Origin of the sequence: Salmonella sp. 32120201201600049SM (assembly GCF_017572835.1) — a bacterium.
In the GTDB taxonomy this organism is placed as follows: Bacteria; Pseudomonadota; Gammaproteobacteria; order Enterobacterales; family Enterobacteriaceae; genus Salmonella; species Salmonella enterica.
On sequence record NZ_JAGESA010000003.1, the window covers coordinates 89,569 to 113,776 of the forward strand.

The window sequence follows — 24,208 nt, forward strand, 5'->3', positions numbered from 1 at the left end:
TTGTCGACTTTAAGGCAGTATGTAATGGTGCAACAAGAGTTTAGCCTTGTGTCTTAGCGGTTTTGTCATCTGCGGCCTGACAGGCTTATACTGTCTGACTAAGGTTAACTAACCTGATGTTTCGCGGTGTGGGCGGGCATTACGGCTCGTCGGCGCCTGAATCCTAATTTACACGTACCTGTAGCTGTAGCGAATGAATACTGAAGCCACGCACGACCAAAATGAAGCACAAACCACCGGCGTTCGTCTGCGCAATGCCCGTGAACAACTCGGACTCAGCCAGCAGGCTGTCGCTGAGCGACTTTGCCTGAAGGTTTCTACGGTACGCGATATTGAAGAAGATAAGGCGCCGTCCGATCTTGCTTCAACCTTCCTGCGCGGATATATCCGCTCATATGCGCGTCTGGTGCATGTTCCAGAAGAGGAACTGTTGCCGGGGCTGGAAAAGCAGGCCCCGCTGCGCGCCGCCAAAGTCGCCCCGATGCAGAGTTTCTCATTAGGAAAGCGTCGTAAAAAACGCGACGGCTGGTTAATGTCTTTTACCTGGCTGGTACTGTTTGTGGTCGTAGGGCTGACCGGCGCCTGGTGGTGGCAGAACCATAAGGCGCAGCAGGAAGAGATCACGACAATGGCCGATCAAAGCACGGCTGAACTGAACGCAGATAAAGACAGCGGCCAAAGCGTACCGCTGGACACCCGTGACGCGACAAGCCAGGATACGACGCCAGCGCAAACGGCTCCGGCGCCTGCGACGCCGGTTGATTCGACGGCGGCGATGCAAACGCCAGCGCCAACGGCGGCGGCGACGCAAAATACGGTAGTCGCGCCTTCGCAGGCGAATGTCGATACGGCTGCGACATCTGCCGCGCCAGCGGCAACGGAGACGCCGTCCGCGCTGCCGACCAGTCAGGCTGGCGTAGCGGCGCCTGCTGCCGATCCGAATGCGCTGGTGATGAATTTTACCGCTGACTGCTGGCTCGAAGTCACTGACGCCACGGGTAAGAAGCTGTTTAGTGGTATGCAGCGTAAAGATGGTAATTTAAACCTAACCGGTCAGGCGCCTTATAAACTTAAAATTGGCGCGCCGGCCGCGGTGCAGATCCAGTATCAAGGAAAACCTGTCGATCTGAGCCGCTTTATCAGAACTAATCAGGTTGCGCGTCTGACCCTTAATGCCGAACCGACACCGGCGCAGTAACAGACGGGTAACGCGGGAGATTTTTCATGCATAACCAGGCTCCGATTCAACGTAGAAAATCGACACGTATTTACGTTGGGAATGTGCCGATTGGCGATGGTGCCCCTATCGCCGTCCAGTCGATGACTAACACGCGTACCACTGACGTGGAAGCGACGGTTAATCAGATCAAAGCGCTGGAACGCGTTGGCGCAGATATTGTTCGTGTTTCTGTACCGACCATGGACGCCGCCGAAGCGTTCAAGCTTATCAAACAGCAGGTTAACGTCCCGCTGGTTGCCGATATTCACTTCGACTACCGCATTGCGCTGAAAGTAGCGGAATACGGCGTTGACTGCTTGCGTATTAACCCCGGCAATATCGGTAACGAAGAACGTATTCGTATGGTGGTGGACTGCGCGCGAGACAAAAACATCCCTATTCGTATCGGCGTAAACGCCGGATCGCTGGAAAAAGATCTGCAGGAAAAATACGGTGAGCCGACGCCGCAGGCGCTGCTGGAATCAGCCATGCGCCATGTCGATCATCTCGATCGTCTCAACTTTGATCAGTTCAAAGTGAGCGTAAAAGCGTCCGATGTATTCCTTGCCGTTGAGTCTTATCGTTTGTTGGCTAAACAGATCGATCAGCCGCTGCATCTGGGGATCACCGAAGCGGGCGGCGCGCGTAGCGGGGCGGTTAAGTCGGCGATCGGTTTAGGTCTGCTGTTATCGGAAGGTATCGGCGACACGCTGCGCGTATCGTTGGCGGCCGACCCGGTGGAAGAGATCAAAGTCGGTTTCGATATTCTGAAGTCGCTGCGCATTCGCGCGCGCGGCATCAATTTCATCGCTTGCCCGACCTGTTCTCGCCAGGAGTTCGACGTTATCGGCACGGTGAACGCGCTGGAGCAGCGTCTGGAAGATATCATCACCCCGATGGACGTCTCGATCATCGGTTGCGTAGTGAACGGGCCGGGCGAAGCGCTGGTATCGACGCTGGGCGTGACGGGCGGCAATAAGAAAAGCGGCCTGTATGAAGACGGCGTGCGTAAGGACAGACTCGATAACGACGATATGATCGCGCAGCTTGAATCCCGTATTCGCGCGAAAGCAAGTCAACTTGATGAAGCGCGTCGGATTGACGTGCTGCAGGTTGAAAAATAAGAACGTGATGGGAAGCGGCGCGCTTCCCGTGTATGATTGAACCCGCATGGCTCCCGGTTCGTTCGGGGAAGCGCTGAGGGTTCATTTTTATATTCAGAAAGAGAATAAACGTGGCAAAAAACATTCAAGCCATTCGCGGCATGAACGATTATCTGCCTGGCGAAACCGCCATCTGGCAGCGCATTGAAGGCACACTCAAAAACGTGCTCGGCAGCTACGGTTACAGTGAAATCCGCTTGCCGATTGTAGAGCAGACCCCGTTATTCAAACGCGCGATCGGTGAAGTTACTGACGTAGTTGAAAAAGAGATGTACACCTTTGAGGATCGCAACGGCGATAGCCTGACATTGCGCCCTGAAGGTACGGCGGGCTGTGTACGCGCCGGCATCGAACATGGTCTCCTGTACAATCAGGAACAGCGTTTGTGGTATATCGGCCCGATGTTCCGTCATGAGCGTCCGCAAAAAGGCCGCTACCGTCAGTTCCATCAGCTAGGCGCCGAAGTCTTCGGCTTACAAGGCCCGGATATTGACGCGGAGCTGATTATGCTGACCGCACGCTGGTGGCGCGCGCTGGGCATCGCTGACCACGTTAGCCTGGAGCTGAACTCTATTGGTTCATTAGAGGCGCGTGCGAACTATCGCGATGCGCTGGTCGCGTTCCTCGAACAGCATCAAGAGACGCTGGACGAAGACTGCAAACGCCGTATGTATACCAATCCGCTGCGCGTGCTGGATTCAAAAAATCCGGACGTGCAGGCGCTGCTCAACGACGCGCCCGCTCTCGGCGACTATCTCGATGACGATTCACGCGAGCACTTTGCCGGCCTGTGTAAATTGCTGGACGCGGCGGGGATTGCCTACACCGTCAACCAGCGTCTGGTACGCGGTCTGGATTACTACAACCGCACCGTATTTGAATGGGTAACAAACAGTCTGGGGTCACAAGGCACCGTCTGTGCGGGCGGTCGTTATGACGGTCTGGTGGAACAACTGGGCGGTCGCGCTACCCCGGCAGTGGGCTTTGCGATGGGCCTGGAACGACTTGTTTTGTTAGTTCAGGCAGTTAATCCGGAATTTATTGCCTCTCCTGTTGTCGATATATACCTGGTAGCTGCCGGCGCACAAACGCAGTCTGCGGCAATGACGCTGGCGGAGCGGCTGCGCGATGAAATGCCTGGCGTGAAGCTAATGACAAACCACGGCGGCGGCAACTTTAAGAAACAGTTTGCCCGCGCCGATAAGTGGGGCGCCCGTATTGCACTGGTTCTTGGCGAATCTGAAGTCGCCGATGGGACTGTTGTAGTGAAGGATTTGCGCTCCGGTGAGCAAACGGCAGTGGCGCAGGACAGCGTCGCCGCGCATTTGCGCACTTTATTGGGCTAAGGAGAAGGACAGCGTGGAAATTTACGAGAACGAACACGACCAGGTGGATGCGATTAAACGCTTCTTTGCCGAAAACGGCAAAGCGCTGGCTGTCGGAGTGATTTTAGGGGTTGGCGCGCTGGTTGGCTGGCGTTACTGGAGCAGCCATCAGACGGAGTCCGCGCGTGCTGCTTCTCTGGCGTATCAAAATGCGGTGACGGCGGTAAGCGCCGATAAGCCGGATAGCATTCCCGCCGCTGAAAAATTTGCGGCTGAGAATAAAAATACCTATGGTGCGCTGGCGTCTATGGAACTGGCGCAGCAGTTTGTGGATAAGAATGAACTTAAAAAAGCCGAAGCCCAGTTGCAGCAGGGGTTGGCGGCCACCAGCGATGAAAATCTCAAAGCGGTGATTAATCTGCGTCTCGCTCGCGTTCAGTTACAGCTTAAGCAAGCTGACGCCGCGCTGAAAACTCTGGATGCCGTTAAAGGCGAAGGATGGACAGCCATTGTCGCTGATTTGCGCGGCGAAGCGTTGCTGAGTAAGGGTGATAAAAAAGGCGCGCGCAGCGCATGGGAAGCGGGCGTCAATAGCGATGCTTCTCCGGCGTTGAGCGAAATGATGCAGATGAAAATCAATAATTTGTCCATCTGAGAGGGACCCGATGCAATTGCGTAAATTACTTCTGCCAGGGTTGCTTTCCGTTACCCTGCTCAGCGGCTGTTCACTGTTTAGCGGCGAAGAAGATGTCGTCAAGATGTCTCCATTACCGCAGGTTGAAAACCAGTTTACCCCGACCACTGTCTGGAGCACCTCTGTCGGTAACGGAATTGGCGAATTTTATTCTAACCTTCATCCGGTAATGGTAGATAACGTGGTCTATGCAGCCGATCGCGCGGGCGTGGTAAAAGCGCTCAATGCGGATGATGGCAAAGAGATCTGGTCTGTGAATCTGGGCGAGAAAGACGGCTGGTTCTCTCGTTCGTCCGCGTTGTTGTCCGGCGGCGTCACTGTCGCGGGCGGTCACGTCTATATCGGCAGTGAAAAGGCCGAGGTTTATGCGCTGAATACCAGCGACGGTACCACAGCATGGCAGACGAAGGTCGCAGGCGAAGCGTTGTCTCGTCCGGTTGTCAGTGATGGAATCGTTCTTATCCATACCAGCAACGGTCAGTTGCAGGCGCTAAATCAGGCGGATGGCGCAATTAAATGGACGGTGAACCTGGATATGCCTTCGCTGTCGCTGCGCGGCGAATCTGCGCCGGCAACCGCGTTCGGCGCGGCTATCGTTGGTGGTGATAATGGCCGCGTCAGCGCCGTGCTGATGCAACAAGGGCAGATGATTTGGCAGCAGCGTATCTCCCAGGCCACTGGCCCAACGGAAATTGACCGTCTGAGCGACGTCGATACCACGCCGGTTGTGGTAAACGGCGTCGTTTACGCGTTGGCGTATAATGGTAACTTAACGGCGCTGGATCTGCGCAGTGGTCAGATTATGTGGAAACGCGAGCTGGGTTCGGTCAATGACTTTATCGTCGACGGAGACCGTATCTACCTGGTCGATCAGAACGATCGCGTGCTGGCGCTGACCACTGACGGCGGCGTAACGCTGTGGACGCAAAGCGATCTGCTGCACCGTTTGCTGACCTCCCCGGTGCTGTATAATGGTGATTTAGTCGTCGGCGATAGCGAAGGTTATCTGCACTGGATTAATGTCGATGACGGGCGTTTTGTGGCCCAACAAAAAGTAGACAGTTCCGGTTTCCTGACCGAACCGACGGTGGCGGATGGTAAACTGCTCATCCAGGCCAAAGACGGTACGGTCTACGCGATTACGCGTTAATCGTCACGGTTGTGTGTTTTAAAAAACGGCTCCTGGTGTAGGGGCCGTTTTCCTGTTTTTAACAACGGCGTAAAAATGACGCGCGTTGTCTGATGATTTTTTAAATGAGGCTTTAAACATGGTACCTGTGGTCGCGCTTGTCGGGCGCCCTAACGTCGGAAAATCCACGCTATTTAACCGTCTGACCCGCACCCGAGATGCGCTGGTTGCGGATTTCCCGGGTCTGACTCGTGACCGTAAGTACGGTCGTGCGGAAGTTGAAGGCCGCGAGTTTATCTGTATCGACACCGGCGGTATTGACGGCACCGAAGACGGCGTCGAAACGCGGATGGCGGAACAGTCGCTGCTGGCGATTGAAGAAGCGGATGTAGTGTTATTCATGGTAGATGCGCGCGCTGGCCTGATGCCGGCGGATGAAGCGATTGCCAAACATCTGCGTTCCCGTGAAAAACCGACCTTCCTGGTGGCGAATAAAACGGATGGTCTCGATCCCGATCAGGCGGTTGTCGATTTTTACTCGCTGGGATTAGGCGAAATTTACCCTATCGCCGCCTCACATGGTCGCGGCGTATTGAGCCTGCTGGAACATGTGCTTCTGCCGTGGATGGATGATGTCGCGCCGCAGGAAGAGGTGGATGAAGACGCGGAATACTGGGCGCAGTTCGAGGCGGAACAAAATGGCGAAGAAGCGCCGGAAGATGATTTTGACCCGCAAAGCCTGCCGATAAAGCTGGCGATTGTCGGTCGCCCGAACGTAGGTAAGTCCACACTCACTAACCGTATTCTCGGCGAAGAGCGCGTGGTGGTATACGACATGCCGGGCACCACTCGCGACAGCATTTATATCCCGATGGAACGCGACGAACGGGAATATGTGCTGATTGACACGGCAGGGGTGCGTAAGCGCGGAAAAATCACCGATGCGGTAGAAAAGTTCTCGGTGATTAAAACGTTGCAGGCGATTGAAGACGCTAACGTCGTACTGTTGGTTATCGATGCGCGCGAGGGGATCTCCGACCAGGATTTGTCTCTGCTGGGCTTTATCCTCAATAGTGGGCGCTCACTCGTTATCGTAGTCAACAAATGGGATGGCCTGAGCCAGGAAGTCAAAGAGCAGGTGAAAGAGACGCTGGATTTCCGTCTGGGCTTTATTGATTTTGCCCGCGTCCATTTTATCTCTGCGCTACACGGCAGCGGCGTCGGCAACCTGTTTGAGTCCGTACGCGAGGCTTACGACAGTTCCACTCGCCGGGTGAGCACTGCGATGCTGACCCGTATCATGACGATGGCGGTGGAAGATCATCAGCCGCCGCTGGTGCGCGGTCGCCGTGTGAAACTGAAATATGCCCACGCTGGCGGCTATAACCCGCCGATTGTGGTGATTCACGGCAACCAGGTAAAAGATCTGCCAGACTCCTATAAGCGCTATCTGATGAACTACTTCCGCAAGTCGTTGGAAGTGATGGGGACGCCGATTCGCATTCAGTTTAAAGAAGGGGAGAACCCGTATGCGAACAAGCGTAACACACTGACGCCAACGCAAATGCGCAAACGTAAGCGTCTGATGAAACATATCAAGAAAAGCAAGTAATGCTTTTTCAGTAATATTCCAGGCCTGACAAGCGCTGCGCTATCAGGCCTTTCAAGTAAAAGTGAGTCACGCGCCTGAGGAGAATGTTATGGAAATAACCTGCCCCGTTTGCCATCACGCGCTGGAGCGCAATGGCGATACAGCGCATTGCGAGACATGCGCTAAAGATTTCTCGTTACAGGCACTTTGTCCTGACTGCCGCCAGCCGTTACAGGTTTTGAAAGCCTGCGGCGCAGTGGACTATTTTTGCCAGAACGGTCATGGTTTAATTTCAAAAAAACGGGTTAATTTCGTCATTTCCGATCAATAAAACCGCTGTCGACGTTGCGCCGCAGAGCAGAGGCGCCGACGTCTTATCCGGCTAAGGGCAAAAGCGTTATTCGATACTCCCGTAATATCAGCATAGTATCCTGCCCGGCGGTTATTTTATTCTTTTTATTGATTCAACTATTTATAGGGAATATTATTCCCGAAAATTAATATTAGAAATAAATAACAGCTTTCTTTTTATTTATTATATCAATATTATAAATCTGTTTCATATTAAACTTTTCTTTTTAGGAATATATTTAGGCCTGTTAGTTATGATTCCATCTGAATCATCCATATAATATCTTTTCATAGAGGCGTGTTTATTTAACGACAGGGATATCATATGGTGCGAAGGATTCGCATTCTGGTTTTGCTATTAGTGTCTGGAGTCTCAGTTGCGGCTTCTGGCGCAGATAACTCTGCATCTGCAAATGATGAAAGCCACTCCTCCCTGCCTGATTTAGCCAGCGAATCCGCGAAAAAAGAAGAACAGGAAAATAAAGGAAAGTCCTTTAAAGAACAGGGCGCTGACTACTTTATTAATTCCGCCACCCAGGGCTTTGATAATCTCACCCCGGAAGCGCTGGAATCCCAGGCGCGTAGCTATTTGCAAAACCAAATCACTTCCTCAGCACAGTCATATCTTGAAGGTGTAATGTCACCTTATGGCAAGATCCGTACCAGCCTGTCCGTGGGCGAAGGCGGCGATCTGGACGGCAGTTCGCTGGATTATTTTATTCCCTGGTATGACAACCAGAGCACGCTTCTCTTTAGCCAGATTTCGGCTCAGCGTAAGGAAGACCGCACCATTGGTAACTTTGGGCTTGGCGTTCGCCAGAACGTCGGCAACTGGCTGCTTGGCGGCAACGCATTCTATGACTACGATTTTACGCGCGGTCACCGTCGATTAGGTCTGGGAACCGAAGCCTGGACGGATTACCTGAAATTCTCCGGCAACTATTACCATCCTCTTTCTGACTGGAAAGACTCCGAAGATTTCGACTTTTATGAAGAACGACCCGCGCGCGGCTGGGATATCCGCATGGAAAGCTGGCTGCCGTTTTATCCGCAGCTTGGCGCTAAATTAGTTTACGAACAGTACTACGGCGATGAAGTAGCGCTGTTTGGCACCGATAATCTGCAAAAAGATCCTCATGCCGTCACTTTGGGGCTGGAATATACGCCGGTACCGCTGGTCACGGTTGGTACGGATTACAAAGCCGGTACTGGCGATAGTAACGACTTTAGCGTTAACGCGACCGTGAACTACCAGATAGGCACGCCGCTGGCGGCGCAGCTCGATCCGGAAAACGTTAAAATTCAGCACTCCTTAATGGGCAGCCGCACCGATTTTGTCGATCGTAACAATTTCATCATTCTCGAATATCACGAGAAAGATCCGCTGGACGTCACGTTGTGGCTGAAGGCTGACGCCACCAATGAACACCCGGAATGCGTGATTGAAGATACGCCTGAGGCCGCTGTTGGTCTGGAAAAGTGCAAATGGACTGTCAACGCGCTGATTAACCACCATTACAAAATTATTTCTGCCTCCTGGCAGGCGAAAAACAACGCCGCCCGTACGCTGGTGATGCCGGTGGTAAAAGCTAATGTGTTAACCGAAGGCAACAATAACAGCTGGAATCTGGTGCTTCCTGCCTGGGTTAATGCCGATACCGAAGAGCAGCGCACCGCCCTGAACACCTGGAAAGTACGCATGACGCTGGAAGATGAAAAGGGCAATAAGCAGAACTCCGGCGTGGTGGAAATCACCGTCCAGCAGGATCGCAAAATTGAGCTGATCGTCGACAACATTGCCGATACCGATCGCAGCGATCACAGCCATGAAGCCAGCGCGCTGGCCGATGGCGAAGACGGCGTGGTGATGGATCTGCTGATCACCGATTCCTTTGGCGACTCCACGGATCGCAATGGTAACGAACTGGTGGACGATGCCATGACGCCCGTGTTGTACGACAGCAATGATAAAAAAGTCACCCTGGCCCAGACGCCCTGCACCACGGAAACCCCTTGCGTGTTTATTGCCAGTCGTGACAAAGAAGCGGGGACGGTGACGCTTTCCAGCACCCTGCCGGGGACTTTCCGCTGGAAGGCGAAAGCAGACGCCTATGGCGACAGTAACTACGTTGATGTCACTTTTATCGGCGACAACCTGAGCGCGCTGAATGCGGTGATTTATCAGGTCAAAGCCGCCAACCCTGTCAACCTTATCGGCAAAGAAGATAAGCACCCTACGGTCAATAATGCTTACCGTTTCCTGCTGTGGCGCGACAAAAATAAAGACGGCGTATTCCAGATGTCCGAGCAGCTCACGGAAGAAGAGATGGCGCTGTACGACTACCAGTGGGAGTTTACCGGGCAGAGTACAAACGGACATACCGGCGCGCTGGCCAACACCATGAATGAAGATCTTGTCCTGCCAGTAACCAATAAAGAGGCGGCGCAGAAGTTTGCCGCCAATGTGGAAGATGGCGTTCAGGGTTACGGCATACGCGTTACGTATAGTCAGAAATAGCGTCAGCGTTGTGGCTGACCAGCCAGCCGCTGAATTTTGAGAAAAAGGAGAGTCTGAATGCAAGCAACAGTAAAACGGCGGCTGACGAAGGTCGCTTTAGCATTAGTAGTTGCCGGGTATTGCGCCGCGCCAGCGGTGGCGGCAAACGGTAATCTGAAATCGGGGCAGTGGCAGATTGTCTCTGAACAGACGGGCACCATTCAGGGTACGGTGCCGTGGATTACCCGTGCGGCGGATAAAACTGCGGATACCGACAAAGATCACGTAACGGTAACTATCGATCGCGGCGATCGTAAAATTGTGACCGAAGGCGATAAGCAGTTCCACGTTGGCGATAAGGTCACGGTGAACTGGGCGATTGGCGATACGGAAGGCGACCTGGACACCGACAACACGGCAACTAAAGCCACCGTGAAATGGGTGAGCTTTAGCGATCAGAATGGCAGCGACCCCAAAGATCTTGGTACTGGTGACAGTTATGAAATCCAGGCCGCTGATGCGGATCGTTATATCGGTATCAAAATCACGCCAACCACTACCACCGGTGACCCTGCCGTGGCAACCGAACTGCTGTTGAAAGACCTGTCGACCGATGCGGGCGGTGGTTCGGATGATGACGAAATTCCGGAAGGTCCGGTGGTGGATGAAAACGTCCATGTGGTTATCTATGAGTCTGGCTCAACCACCAACCTGCTGGGTACCTCTACTCCGCTCAAAACCGACACTACCTATAAAGTGCTGCTGTGGAGCGATAAGAACAGCAACGGCACCTATGATACTGGTGAAGACGTTACCAGCCAGTATGACTACCGCTGGAAATTCGTCGGCACCAGTAAAATTGCAGGTACCGGTAGCGGCGGTATCGTCAACGAAAGCTGGAATGATAAAGACCTTGTCATCCCTCTCACCAACGCCGAAGCGAAAACGGCGTTCGAGGGAGCAGACGGCGGCGTTACCGTGGGTAGCGACGGTGTCCAGGGCTTTGGTCTGTCCATCGACTACAAACGCAAATAAGTTGTCCTCAACATACCACTCCCCGCGGGGAGTGGTATTTTCCGCGCACTTTGCTTAGCCGCGCGCTAAGCAAAGTGGGTTGAATTACGACAGAGAATGAAAACGGGTGGCTATCGCTCATGGACAGGAATCGGCAAGTGAATAAAGTTGTACATTTCTTACTGACATTACTGATCATGTTTGCAGTGTCGATCGCACCTGCGCAGGCGCTATTGAAGGGCGGAACCTGGCAAGAGCTGAACTCAGTCACCGGTGCGGTTAACGGCACCGCGCCGCTGGCCGACGGCGCTATTATCCCCCTTTACCAGGGAAGTACGCTGCTTGACCCGAGCAAAACCCACGATATTGAATTCAGCGCCATGCCGCGCGATTTTAGCGCGGATGCTACCTCAACCTCGATGCGGGCGGTCAATTCCACCGATACCGAAGGCGATCTCTTTAGCGATCCGCCCACCATCGCCTGGGAAAACCGCCAGCCGCCCGCCATGGGCTTGGTATGGGCCGATGCCGCCACGCCCGACACGCCGCTCTCGCCGCAGCCGGTTCCGAACCTGACCTTTTGCGCCCAAAACCTCGCCGGGCGACAGCTGGTGGCCTGGGCGCAGGTGGAAGATGAAACCAACGTTCCCGCGCTGTGGCTCTTTACGAATACCGGGGTGCCGAATTATGCGACCATTCCGCTGTTAAGCCCGAAAGTGGCGCTCAACATTAAACCGGCCACCGACACGCCGGTTACAGTCAGCGGCGATCACGTTGATTCGGCCTTTGAGGCATCAAAAGTGAAGGTGGGGGAAAGCATCACCCTCACCATCGCCACCAAAGCGTGCGACGGCACGCCCGAAGGCAACGCGCCGTTTGTCATCCGCCGTAAAGATGCGGAAAACCGCCAGGGTGTGGTCAATAACGCCAACCCGGTTCGCGTTGGCGATACCGAGCTCACGACCACCCAAACGGAATATCGCGGCGTCACTGACGCCAACGGCAACGCCACGGTGGTGGTCACCCAGAAGGAAGGCCCCGGCGTCAAAACGCCGCTGGTTGTCAGCTCGGTCAACTTTCCGGCGCTTACGGCTGAAACCGCCGTCATTTTCACCACCATCACCAGTCCAGACAGCGATAAGGCCAGTATGTACGGCCATATGGTGGAGAGCACCACCGCGACGCTGAACGGTATAACCTACACTTTTACCCGCCCGAAGCTGGCGGCGGAAGCGAGCGGCGCGGATAGCCGCGTCGACGATACCAACGAAACCTGGGCGCAGTTTACCTGGAACGGCGCCGATAACCATTGCAATATTCTGCCGGACGCCGAACAGCTGGTGGCGTTCAGGCATGAGCACAGCACACTGGCGACGTACACCGGCTGGCCGGCGACGGGCGATGCCGAATACTGGTCGTCGACCAAAGATCAGATGAGCGACTACCACGCTGCCGTACATATGAACAGCGCGTCGGTCGTCAGGGCCGCCAACAGCGACACGCTGCTGGTCAGCTGTGTGGATAAAGCCCAGCCTGCGGCGCACCCGCAGATTACCCTCTCACCGCAAGGGCCGTATAAAGCGCAGGTGGGGGACGAGATCAATCTGACGATGACCGTGGTTGACCGGGACACGCAAAAACCGCTGCCTTACCGCTACATGGAGCTGTTTATCGATCCGGCGAAAAACCGCAAAGGGGAGCATCAGGACGCGTGGGATAACCAGCGGGTCACCGTTGATTCTGAAGGTATGAGCGCCTCGTCGCCGGAGCACTATACCGGCGTGACTGACGTCAACGGCCAGGCGCACCTGACGTTAAAACATAACAGCGGCCTGGGGGTCGAAACGCCCATCCGCATCGTGATGCCGGATGACGAAGGCGGCAACGTCGAGCTGTCCTTTAGCGTAATTTTCACCGTGGTCACCAGCCCGGACGTGGATGGCGCCAACATGTGGGGCCATATGCGCGGCGTGGTGGACGCGGGCAACCTGTACAAACGTCCGCTGCTGGCGGTGGAGGCCAGCCATAAAGACGGCCAGTTCAGCGAAAATAACGAAGAGTGGGCGACGTTTAACTCCGTGGCGTCGGCCACCGCGCAGTGCGGTGTCGGCCAGGTGCCGGATCAGTCGTCGCTGGCGCATTTGTACAGCGAACATGCGGGCGGACAGATGGAAAGCGAGCACGGCTGGCCGACTGAAGATTATTTCATCGCCGCCGACAATGACGCCTCCGGGACGGTACACGTCAACCTCGAAAACGGCGATAGCGGCAAATTTACCGATACGCCGAACTACCTGACCTGCTCGGCCAACGAAATGGTGGCGGTACTGGACGTCTATTTCAACGATGACCCGGCGACTAAAAACGCCGATATGACTGCCAAAGTGGGTGAACAGGTTAAGCTCAACATCCATTCGCGCAACGCTCTTAACGACGTGGCAATCGCCAATACCAGCTTCACCATCACCATGGCGAACGGCAGACGGCGCGACGGGCTGACGACCGGTTTTACCGATACCAGCAACGGCGAGATGCAGTTTGACGGCGTCGGCTACGTTGCCGGGCAGGTTTATCAGGGGATCACCGACGCCAACGGCGATGCGACCATTATCCTCACCCAGGATAAGGGCGTGGGGCTGCTGACGCAGTTAAGCATCGTGCCCGTCAATTCATACATCAATACGCCGGTTTCCCGCAGCGTGAAGTTTACCGTCGCGACCAGCCCGGATACGGCAAAAGCCAAAATGTGGGGCCATATGGCCGACACGATTACCGTGGGCGACTGGACCTTTGAGCGGCCCAAACTGGCGGGTGAAGTGAGCAACCCGCTGCGTACCCAGGACGAAAGCAATGAGACCTGGACGCGTGTGGCCCACACCGACGCGGCGGGCAATCCGGATGCGGGCGGCTGCGCGGCGAACCGCCTGCCGCGTATCGACCAGCTTGAGGCGCTGTATAACGCCAACAGCGGCGGCAAAATTAACGGCATTCAGGGCTGGCCAGTCTATCTGAACTACTGGTCGTCCACCTTCCAGAGCGCCAGCACGTGGAAATGGATCGCGCTGAAGGATGGCAACGTCTCCGCGGGCAGCACCGACTCTATTTACGCCAGCTGTCTGGCCAGCGATAACCCGGTGCCAGCCGCTATCACCATTGAACCGGTCGACCCGTCGCTGTGGTACGACGGCAGCGACGTGCATGCGGTCAAAGTGAAAAAGGGCGACACCCTACAGCTCAAGGTGACGGTGAAGGACGCCAGCGGCAACCCGATCCCGGAATCGCCGTTTGTGCTCACCCGCGGCGACGGTTACGATCGCCGTGGCGAAAAGTATACCGCTCAGGACGACGACGATCTGCAAGGCATCGTGACGCCCGTGGTGATCGACGGCGAATCGCTGGCCTGGACCACCACCAAAATGGGGTCGCTGACCGGCCCTGACGGCACCCGCATTATTAGCGTCACCCGCCCGGACACCCACGGCACCCGCACCGCGATTAACGCGACGCTGTATGAAAATGCCGCCGTGAGCGCCAGCATCGACACCATTTTTACCGTCGTCACCAGCCCGGATGTCAGCGTTGCCCGCATGTGGGGGCATATGGCGCCATCGCTGACGGCGGCGGATGGCGCGGTGTACCAGCGCCCGCTGCTGTACGCTGAGCTGGCCAGTACGGACAATACTACGTCTAAGCAAGAAACCAACGAAACCTGGGCGGTTTTTCATGGGCCAGCCAGTGAAGGGGCAAATCCGGCCCGTTGCGCGGCGGGCTATTACCCTGCCGTTGAGGCGCTGGATTCGCTCTACAGCAAATACCCGAGCCGAACGATAAATACCGCCCAGGGCTGGCCGGTCTACTATTCTTACTGGAGCGGATCGAACTCGACGTCATTTTCCAGCGGGGCAAAACTTGACTTCTATTACGCAGTCGATTTGGCTGATGGTTCGCGTCGGTCAGAAAGCAGCTCGCCCAGCACTGCCTGGCAGTACCAAATTTGCGCCACGACGCCGCTGCCGCAGGCCACGCTGATTACCCTCACCTCCCCGCAGGCGATGGATGACGCTATTCAGGCGGTAAAGGCGAAAAATAGCGAGTCGATCCCGCTGCTCATTACCACTACCGATGCGATGGGCAACCCGGTGCCTTATGCGACTTTTTCGCTTAAACGCGACGCCGGGAAGGCGCGCAACCCTGACTATAATAAATTTGTAGCCACTAACGGCACCAACATGACGGTGACGCCGCTCACCGGTGCGCAGCAACAGTTTTACTATGCCACATCGGTTCTGACCGGTGCCACCGGCGCGGATGGTACGCTGGCCCTGACGCTTGCCGAACCCGGCGGCATAGGGTTGAAAAACCAGCTGACCGCGAGTCTGTACGATACGCCGACGGCGACCTCATCGCTGCCGGTGGTGTTCACCGTCCTCACCAGCCCGGACAGCGACAAGGCCAACATGTACGGCCATATGCCGGAGACCTTCACCGCCAGCAACGGTGCGGAGTTTAAGCGCCCGCTGGTGGCAGGCGAGCCCTCATCGGAGGCGCACACGGATACCTATTTCGAAACCAATGAAAACTGGATCATGGTGAATAGTTTTAATACCGGCAATTACGGCGGGTGTCCGATGAACCAGATGGCTGCGATAGATGATTTCACTGCGCTGTACAACGATCACCCAAGCGGCAAGGTGGCGACCGATATTGGATTGCCCGTCGGGAAGCGGTGGTGGGCGGGGGATAGCCTGCTGAAAGGCTCAACCCTTTACTGGCAGTATAAAGATCTCAAGACGGGGAAAAACTACAGCATGTCGGAAAACCCGGGTAACTACTACTTACAACTCTGCCTGACAACATCGCGCAGCGGGCTGAATATCGCGCTCTCTTCCGACGCATGGAACGCCGATAAATCAGCGGCTGTGGCGAAAAAAGGCGAAACGATACCGATGACGGTAACGGTGACTAACGACGCCGGGCAGCCGCAGGCCGGGGTGGCCGTACTGTTGACGCGTGAATACTCTTATTCGCGCGGTGCGGTGGATAAGCAATACATTGAACCAGGCGTGATTGGCGAGCCGGTTCCGTTTACAACTTCGCCGGCGAATATGATGCTGACGCCGGTTGCACCTGCGGGTACGGCAGTGGCGTTTAATAACCAGAATGGCCTCAGCACAAAATGGTCTGGCTTCACCGGCGATGACGGTAAGTTGCGGTTTACGTTAACTCAGGATAAATCGCTGGGGTTAAAAACGTCTGTCACGGCGGCGCTTGCGAATCAATTTGATGAGGCGGCGAGCGTAGATGCAATCTTTACGGTACAAACCAGCCCGGATACGCCGTATGCGTCATACTGGGGTCATATGCCGGATACCGTGCAGGTGAACGGCGTTACGCTGCGCCGCCCGTACCTGAAAGCCGAGCTCTCTGCCGCGCCCCGGGATACCTGGCCGTTTAATAATGAATTCTGGGGGACGAACTATTATTATCAGTCCGAACACGTGGAAACGTCGTTGACGCATCTTTGCGGATCGCAGGAAAATATAGCCTCGCTGGACGATCTGAAAGCGTTGCAGAGCGTTATCGGCACGTTGCAATGGCCGACGACATCATCCTGGGACTATGTGTCGCAAGATGAAGGTCAAAGCAATAAGTACTACTGTTCATTTAACGAAACGACCGGCCAGACAACCTGTACTCGTGAAAAAGCGACGACCTCGGGCTTAGGCTCGTGCCGGGTGCCGTAGTGAATGGGGAATGGGGCCGGGAGCTCGTTTGAATGTTGGGTGACGCTTTGCGGCGCCCAACTTGGGTATCCCTTGTAGCTGGCGCTGTTCCGGTAGCGATGTATTTTTACGTTTTTGTATTCATGGAATGAACTGCAACGAAATGGACTTTTCTCAGGTACGTCAGTGAAATCGAAAAAGTGTGTCGGTTTTTTACCCTGGCTGCTGCTATACGCCCTCAGTTTAACGCCTTTCTTCGCGCAGGCCGTGCGAAGCAGCGGCGCATGGCAGGAACTCACTGAGCAAACTGCGGCTATTAACGGCACTCCGCCGCAGGCCGACAGTGTAACGATCCCGGTATATCAGGGTAGCGTTCAGTTGCGCTCTGATGCGGCGAATCCCGTTGATTACTCCGCGAAGCCCAGCCAGTTCAGCACCAGTGATGCTGGCAGCGCGCTGATCTTAACCAATCCGCACGACACCGAAGGCGATATCTTCGCCGTGCCGCCGCTGGTCTGGCAGGCTGAACGCGCGCCTACCGTCACGCTGGTGTGGGCCGACGCCGCCACGCCGGACACGCCGCTTGATCCACAACCCGTCAGCAATATAAGTTTCTGCGCGCAGAATCTGGCGGGCCGCCATCTGGTGGTCTGGTCGCAACTGGATACCTCAACCGCCATACCGCCGCTGTGGTTGCTTACCCGCACCGGCGTGCCTTATAACACGGCGGTCGAAGTGCTTGATCAAAAGTTTGCCGTGGATATCGCGCCCGCCGTGGGCGACCCGGTAACGCTCGCCGCCGATCATCTGGATGAGTCGCTCAACGCCGCGAAGGTCAAAGCGGGCGAAAGCATCATGCTGACGGTAACGACCAAAGACTGCGGCGGCGAACCGGAGGGCAACGTTGATTTCGTGATTACCCGCGGCGACGCGCAAAACCGCCAGGGCGTGGTAAACAATGCCGCGCCGGTGCGCGTCGGCAACACCGAACTGACCACCACCGCCACGGAATATCACGGTACGACCAACGCCGAGGGCGTGGCGACCGTGGTCGTCACCCAGGCGAACGGCCCGGGCGTTAAAACGCCGCTGATAGCGCACCCGTCGAGCGCGCCAGCGCTGAAAGCCAGCGTGGACGTGATTTTTACCACCCTCACCAGCCCGGACAGCAGCAGCGCCAACATGTACGGTCATATGGCAGAGACGTCCACCGCTACGGTAGACGGCGCAAGCTACACCTTTTACCGCCCCAAACTGGCGGCGGAAACCGACGGTGAAGACCGCACCGCCAGCATCAACAATGAAACCTGGGCGCAGTTCAACTGGGGTCACGCCGACGCGCACTGCGATATTCTGCCGGATGCACGCCAACTGGAAGGGTTAAAAATTGCGCGCGGCGATCTGGCCACCACCCTCGGCTGGCCGGTAGGGCTGACATCCGGTGACGAAGAGTACTGGTCCTCCTCCCAGGGATCGATTGCCACTGACCATATCAGCATTGATATGCGCAGCCGCGCCCTTACGCAGATGCCGGACGCCACGCAATCGCTGGTGAGCTGCGTGGATAAAGCCCCGCCTGCGGTCACGCCGAAATTAGTGATTAGCGCCGATAATTTTGATTCAACGGTCAACGCGGCGAAAGTGAAGGTGGGCGAGGAGATCAACATGAAGATCACCGTCACCGACAGCGCCACCAATAAACCGCTGCCTTATCGCTACTTTAACGTCTACCTGGGCGACGAGCAAAATCGCCAGAATCAAAAGAACGCCGATATTGATAGCGGGCATCAGTGGACGGATGATCCGGTAATTATCACCAATCTGGCAGGCAGCGACGGCCACTATCATGGCGTCACCGACGCCAACGGTCAGTTCTCGCTGGTGTTGACTCAGGATAAGGGTGCGGGCGTATTAACCCCGGTGCGCGTGGTGCTGTTCGACGGCACGGAAGCGACGCAGAACGTGATTTTTACCGTCGTCACCAGCCCGGACGTGGCGCAGGCGCGCATGTGGGGCCATATGCAGGGCGTGGTGGAAGCGGGCAATATCTACAAACGCCCGCTGCTGGCAGAAGAGGCCGCGCAGGATACCAGTTCCGAATTTGAGAATAACGAATACTGGGCGACGTTTAACTCGGTAACGGCGGCAACGAACCAGTGCGGTACCGGACAGGTGCCGGGGCAACTGCTGCTGGATACGCTGTATCAGGCCCATTCCGGCAACGCGATGGAAACGACCTACGGCTGGCCGACGCAGAAACATAGCTATATCGCGGCTGATACCGAGGGTGCCACCACTGCGCACGTCAACCTGGCGACCGGCGCGGACAGCATGTTCAGCGGCGCCGAACCGAACTATCTCTCTTGTTCCGGCAATGAGTTGGTGACCAGCCTGGACGTTTACTTTAATGGCGATGAGTCGTTACGTAATGCGGTAGCCAAAGTGGGCGAAAAAATTACGATGAACGTCCATTCCGTTAATGCGCTGAACGGGTTAAGTGTGCCCAACGCCAGCTTTACCGTCACCATGGCGCACGGCAAAAATCGCGACAACGCCACCACGGGCTTTACCGATCCCAGCGACGGAACGCTGGTAATGGGCGGAACGCCTTTCGGCTCTTCCCGGGCGTCGATGACGTACCAGGGCATGACCGATGCCGAGGGCAACGCCACGCTGGTGATTGAACAGCCGCAGGGCGTGGGCTTGCTGACGCCGCTGAGCGTCCTGCCGGTCAACTCACTGATTACCTCGCCCATCAACCGCAGCGTGAAATTTACCGTTCCCACCAGCCCCGATACGCCGGAGGCGCAGATGTGGGGCCATATGGCGGACACGCTCACCGTGGGTGATATGGAATTCCAGCGGCCAAAGCTGGCGGCGGAAGCGACTGCCGCCACCCGTACCCAGGAGCAGGATAACGAAACCTGGGCGCGCGTCAGCCACGCCGACGCGCTGAATAACCCCGACGCCGGAGGCTGTGAGGCTGGCCATCTGCCGCGCGCCGATCAGCTTGCCGCGCTGTATGCCGCCAGCGACGGCAATAAAATCCACACCGTATCCGGCTGGCCGACGACGTATGACTACTGGTCTTCCACCTTCGCCAGCGCCGCTACATGGCAGGCGGTATCACTGGCTGCGGGCGGCTATACCGCCTCCGGCGACGCGTCGGACTACGTGAGCTGTCTGGTCAGCAAAAATCCGACGGCGGCGTCTATCACTATTGAGCCAGTGGATGCGGCATTGTGGTATAACGCAAACAGCGAACACGCGGTGAAGGTGAAAAAGGGCGATACGCTCCAGCTTAAAGTGACGGTAAAAGACGCCAGCGGCAATCCGCTGCCGCAAGCGCCGTTCATACTCAGCCGCGGCGACGGCTATACCCGCCAGGGGGAGAAACATATCGCCGGTAGCGGCGACGGCATCGTCTCGGCGGTAGTGATTGACGGCGATTCGCTCAACGACACCGCCACCAAAATCGGCGGCATGACCGGTGAAAACGGCAGCAAAATCATCAACGTCACCCGCCCGGATGCCCACGGGACGAAAGTCGCGATTACGGCGGCGCTGTACGATAACGCCAGCGCGATGGCCAGCATCGACACTATTTTCACCGTGGTCACCAGCCCGGACAGCGACAAAGCCAAAATGTGGGGCCATATGCCGGAAACGACGACGGCGGCCAACGGCGAGGTGTTTAAGCGCCCGCTGTTATCGGCTGAAATCGCCAGCGGCGTTACCCACGGCGACAATACGGAAAACAACGAAGCGTGGGGAATCGTCGATTTTGAAATGGCGAACGACGCCTGCGGCGCGGGATACGTGCCGACCCTTGCCGATATGCAATCGCTGTACGACGCCAGGCCCGGCGGCGCCATGAATACCCAGCAGGGCTGGCCGCTGGACGGTAAAAACTACCAGGACAGCACCGCCGATTTGAGCCGGAGTACGCAAAACCGCTACGTTAAGTCGATTAATCTGCGTGACGGCGGCGTCGGTTCGCTATTGTGGAATGAACAACTCTATTTCGTTTGCCTGCAAAACGCCCATCCGGCGGCGACGCAGATAACGCTCACTTCGCCTGTGTATAACGACAGCGACGGATTCGCCAAAGCGAAAGTCGGCGAGACCATCCCGGTCATCATCACCACGCGGGATGCCCAGGGCAACCCGGCCGCCGACACGCCGATTATCTTTACGCGCGGCGACAGCGTCGGGCGCGCGAATCAGGAGGTGAATAGCTCGGCGGCGGCGGATATACAGATAAACCACAGCGACGGGCGTAGCAGCGGCGCTAACTATTACACCGCCACGGGCGCCGACGGCACGCTGACGCTGAATATCAGCCAGGACAGCGGCGCGGGCTTTAAAACGCCGCTGACGGCGGCGATAGAACACAACGGCGTAACGAGCGCGCCGCTGCCGGTCATCTTTACCGTGGTCACCAGTCCGGACACGCCGAAGGCCAACTACTGGGGCCATATGGCGGAAACGCTGACCGACAGCAGCGGCGTGGCGTACAGGCGTCCGCTGCTGGCCAGCGAGTTTAGCGCTACGCCCGGCAAAACGCTGACCATCGCCAACGGCTACTACGACAAAGGCGAAACCTGGGGCATGATAACCGTCGATAAAGCCTGGAACGGCACCGGTGGCGGCTGTGGGCGCGACACGCTACCGACCGTAGCCAACCTCCAGACGCTGTACGGGACATACCCGGATAACGCCATGCGCAGCCGTAACGGCTGGCCGATGACCAGTTCAGGCAACAACAACGTCAGCCGCTACTGGTGGGCGGGGGATTACGTGATATCGTCAGACGGCACGAAGTCGCTCTACGCGGCGGTCAACCTGTTTAACGACGGCAATGATGTCAAAACGACGACCAGCACCTCGATGTACTACATGCAGACCTGTCTTGCCTCGCCGCGCAGCGCCGCCGCCAGCCTGACGCTGACGCTGGCAGGCCAGGATGAAACCACCGGAAGCGCAAAGGCGAAGAAGGGCGAGCAGATGGCCGCCACCATCGACGTGAAAGACGCCGCAGGTCAGCCGATGAAAAACGTGATGGTGAAAATCAGCCGCGGATCTTCGTACAATCGCGCCAACAGCGCCACATCGTCCTCAAGCATCACAGACGATATTACGCTGCGTAATGTGATGCCGTCCGGCCTGGCGACATACCTGCTGGATACGTCGGCGAAATATCTGTATGCGCAAACTGATGCCCAGGGACAGGTGACATTTACCCTTGCGCAGGACAGTACCGCCGGTTTAAAAACCACTATCAGCGCCGCCACGATGGACGGCAGCAACCTGACAGACAGCAAAGACGCAATCTTTACCGTAGTGACCAGCCCGGACAGCGATAAGGCCAAATACTGGGGCCATATGCCGGAAACCTTTACCAACAGTAAGGGGGTTGAATTTAAGCGACCGCTGCTGCGCGCTGAACTTTCTTCAACTGCGGACACGTCGGGTTATACGGAAAATAACGAGACCTGGTATACCTGGAGCCGTTATCCGAATATGTATCAGGACACCGCCAGCCCGTGCGATCGGCTGGGGTTGCCGACGGTAAATGATTTACAGACGCTATATACCGATTATCCCAATGGCGCACTCACGACAACGCTTGGCCTGCCGGTGGCATCAGGAAAATATTGGGGGGCGGGTAACTCAGTACCGGATGCCACGCACTCAGACAGTCAGTTTCAGTATGTCAGACTCAGCGATAATAATACGCTGACAACCAAAGCCAATACCGCCACGGCGCAGCTTTGTCTGGCAAAGCGCCGGGACTTGTCGATAGAACTCACCTCCAGCGACATGGATGCGGATAAAGGCGCTCCAGTGGCGAAGAAGGGCGAGAGCCTGCCGTTGACCGTCACTGTGAGGGATGGTTCCGGCACGCCGCAGCCCAATACCGCTATCCGTTTGGGACGAACGCTTTCGATAGACCGGGCGGGTGTCGTTGATGGCAGTTCCGGCGGAGGCATGGTACTCACATCGGTTGCGCCGTCTACGGGCTCAATGACGTTTAACTGCACGGTATCTTCGTGCACAAGTTATTGGTATGGCATTACGGATGAGGATGGTAAAGCGCAACTCGAAGTGACGCAGGATGATTCCCGTGGCCTGAGAACACCGCTACAGGCGATGCTTGTCGACGATCCGCTGACAGTTAGCGATATGGACGTCATTTTCACCGTCATTACCAGCCCGGACAGCGATAAAGCCAAATACTGGGGACACATGCCGGAAACCGTGACCAACAGCGCGGGCGTGAAGTTCCGGCGTCCGCTGCTGGCGGCGGAGATGACGTCGAATAGCGGTACTTACCTGGTTAACAATGAAACATGGCCCTTAGTCACCGCAGCGAACACTGAAAAAGCGGGCGCAACCGGCTGTGATGCGGAATACCAGCCGTTGTCGGGCGATCTGCAAACGTTGTATAGCGACAATCCTAACGGCGCAATCGGTACAAATTACGGCTGGCCGGTGGCGGGGAACAAATCCTGGTGGGCGGCGGATCGTGCGCCGAATACCGGATATTACCAATTTATAAACCTGAATAGCGGCGGTAAGGGCACCGCCAGTTCATCGACTGCCACCGGCGCTCAGGTGTGTCTGGTCGAGCCGCGTACTTCTACTCCTGCCAGTATTACGCTGACCTCGACGGCGATGGACAGCGCGAAAAATGCGGCGGTAGTGGCGAAGGGAAGCGCGATGCCGTTAACGGTGACGGTAAAAGATAGCAGCGGTAACCCGGTCGCCAACGTCGGTTTTACGTTGTCACGTGGCGATTCGAAAAATCGGGCAGGTATGGTTATAACGGATGGCGACGTGGCAGCGGATGCCGGAGCAGACGATCTCATGCTTAAAGAGCTGACTCCCGCAAGCGCCAGCCAAAGTATGACCACCACCGGGATTGTCTTTACCGGCACTACCGGCAGCGACGGTACGGCAACGTTTACGCTTAATCAGGATAAAAGCCTGGGGTTGAAAACGCCACTCACGGTGAAAGTGACGGACAATACGACTCTTCACGCATCGCTGGATGTGATTTTTATGGTACTTACCAGCCCGGATACGGATAAAGCGTTGTTCTGGGGAAATATGTCGGATACGACATCCGTCAACGGAAAAACGCTGCATCGTCCGTGGCTTCAGGCTGAGATGCTGTCAGGCGTGACGCCAGTATTTACCAACGGAGTGCATGCAAATAACGAGTACTGGGCGATGGCGCATACGGTGGACAACACGAAATGGGATATTGCCAAACAGTGCGGTAGCCTTAGCAAAGCACCGGATAATAACGACCTGTTGACGCTGTATCATTCAATTAGCTCGTTAGGCTGGCCGACTCTGGGCTATCCCTATTTATCTAAATCAACCTCGAGCGGCGGCATGTATTGCGGCGTAGATGAGAATACCAAGAGTCAAAACTGCGCCATTAAGCCGGCAGGCACAGCGGGTTATGCGACGTGCGTGGAGTAACGTATTAT

The 24,208-nt window shown here is 56.2% G+C and carries 11 protein-coding genes; all 11 read left to right on the plus strand.

All coding sequences use genetic code 11. The features are described 5' to 3' along the window. Positions 1 to 193: 193 nt before the first annotated feature. The 11 genes from rodZ to ratB all read left to right on the plus strand — a co-directional run bounded on the left by rodZ (position 194) and on the right by ratB (position 24,200). Positions 194 to 1,198, plus strand: a complete 1,005-nt coding sequence (gene rodZ / locus J4650_RS08890) for a cytoskeleton protein RodZ (RefSeq protein WP_023993597.1) — start codon at positions 194 to 196, stop codon at positions 1,196 to 1,198. A gap of 26 nt (positions 1,199 to 1,224) precedes the next feature. Beyond that, positions 1,225 to 2,343: a flavodoxin-dependent (E)-4-hydroxy-3-methylbut-2-enyl-diphosphate synthase gene (ispG, locus tag J4650_RS08895; RefSeq protein WP_000551804.1), complete on the plus strand. Its 1,119-nt coding sequence runs from the start codon at positions 1,225 to 1,227 to the stop codon at positions 2,341 to 2,343. Positions 2,344 to 2,453: 110 nt separating this feature from the next. After that, positions 2,454 to 3,728 carry a histidine--tRNA ligase gene (gene hisS / locus J4650_RS08900; protein ID WP_001107139.1) on the plus strand — a complete coding sequence of 425 codons (1,275 nt, stop codon included), beginning with the start codon at positions 2,454 to 2,456 and terminating at the stop codon, positions 3,726 to 3,728. 13 nt (positions 3,729 to 3,741) lie between these two features. After that, positions 3,742 to 4,362 carry a YfgM family protein gene (locus J4650_RS08905; RefSeq protein WP_000409190.1) on the plus strand — a complete coding sequence of 207 codons (621 nt, stop codon included), beginning with the start codon at positions 3,742 to 3,744 and terminating at the stop codon, positions 4,360 to 4,362. A 10-nt stretch (positions 4,363 to 4,372) separates the two neighbouring features. Beyond that, positions 4,373 to 5,551, plus strand: a complete 1,179-nt coding sequence (gene bamB / locus J4650_RS08910) for an outer membrane protein assembly factor BamB (RefSeq protein WP_001177074.1) — start codon at positions 4,373 to 4,375, stop codon at positions 5,549 to 5,551. Between the two features lie 118 nt (positions 5,552 to 5,669). After that, entirely contained in the window at positions 5,670 to 7,142 is a 1,473-nt protein-coding gene (der, locus tag J4650_RS08915) for a ribosome biogenesis GTPase Der (RefSeq protein WP_000249411.1), read from the plus strand. A gap of 88 nt (positions 7,143 to 7,230) precedes the next feature. Further along, positions 7,231 to 7,452: a zinc ribbon domain-containing protein gene (locus J4650_RS08920; RefSeq protein WP_000406466.1), complete on the plus strand. Its 222-nt coding sequence runs from the start codon at positions 7,231 to 7,233 to the stop codon at positions 7,450 to 7,452. Between the two features lie 345 nt (positions 7,453 to 7,797). Then, positions 7,798 to 9,990 carry an intimin-like inverse autotransporter SinH gene (gene sinH, locus J4650_RS08925; protein ID WP_023993598.1) on the plus strand — a complete coding sequence of 731 codons (2,193 nt, stop codon included), beginning with the start codon at positions 7,798 to 7,800 and terminating at the stop codon, positions 9,988 to 9,990. Positions 9,991 to 10,047: 57 nt separating this feature from the next. Then, entirely contained in the window at positions 10,048 to 11,004 is a 957-nt protein-coding gene (locus J4650_RS08930) for a SinI family autotransporter-associated protein (protein ID WP_023993599.1), read from the plus strand. 119 nt (positions 11,005 to 11,123) lie between these two features. Continuing rightward, positions 11,124 to 16,727 (plus strand): DUF823/DUF824 repeat adhesin RatA, encoded by a 5,604-nt coding sequence (gene ratA / locus J4650_RS08935; protein ID WP_071827197.1) that lies wholly within the window; start codon positions 11,124 to 11,126, stop codon positions 16,725 to 16,727. A gap of 165 nt (positions 16,728 to 16,892) precedes the next feature. After that, entirely contained in the window at positions 16,893 to 24,200 is a 7,308-nt protein-coding gene (gene ratB, locus J4650_RS08940) for a DUF823/DUF824 repeat adhesin RatB (protein WP_023993601.1), read from the plus strand. Positions 24,201 to 24,208: the final 8 nt, after the last annotated feature.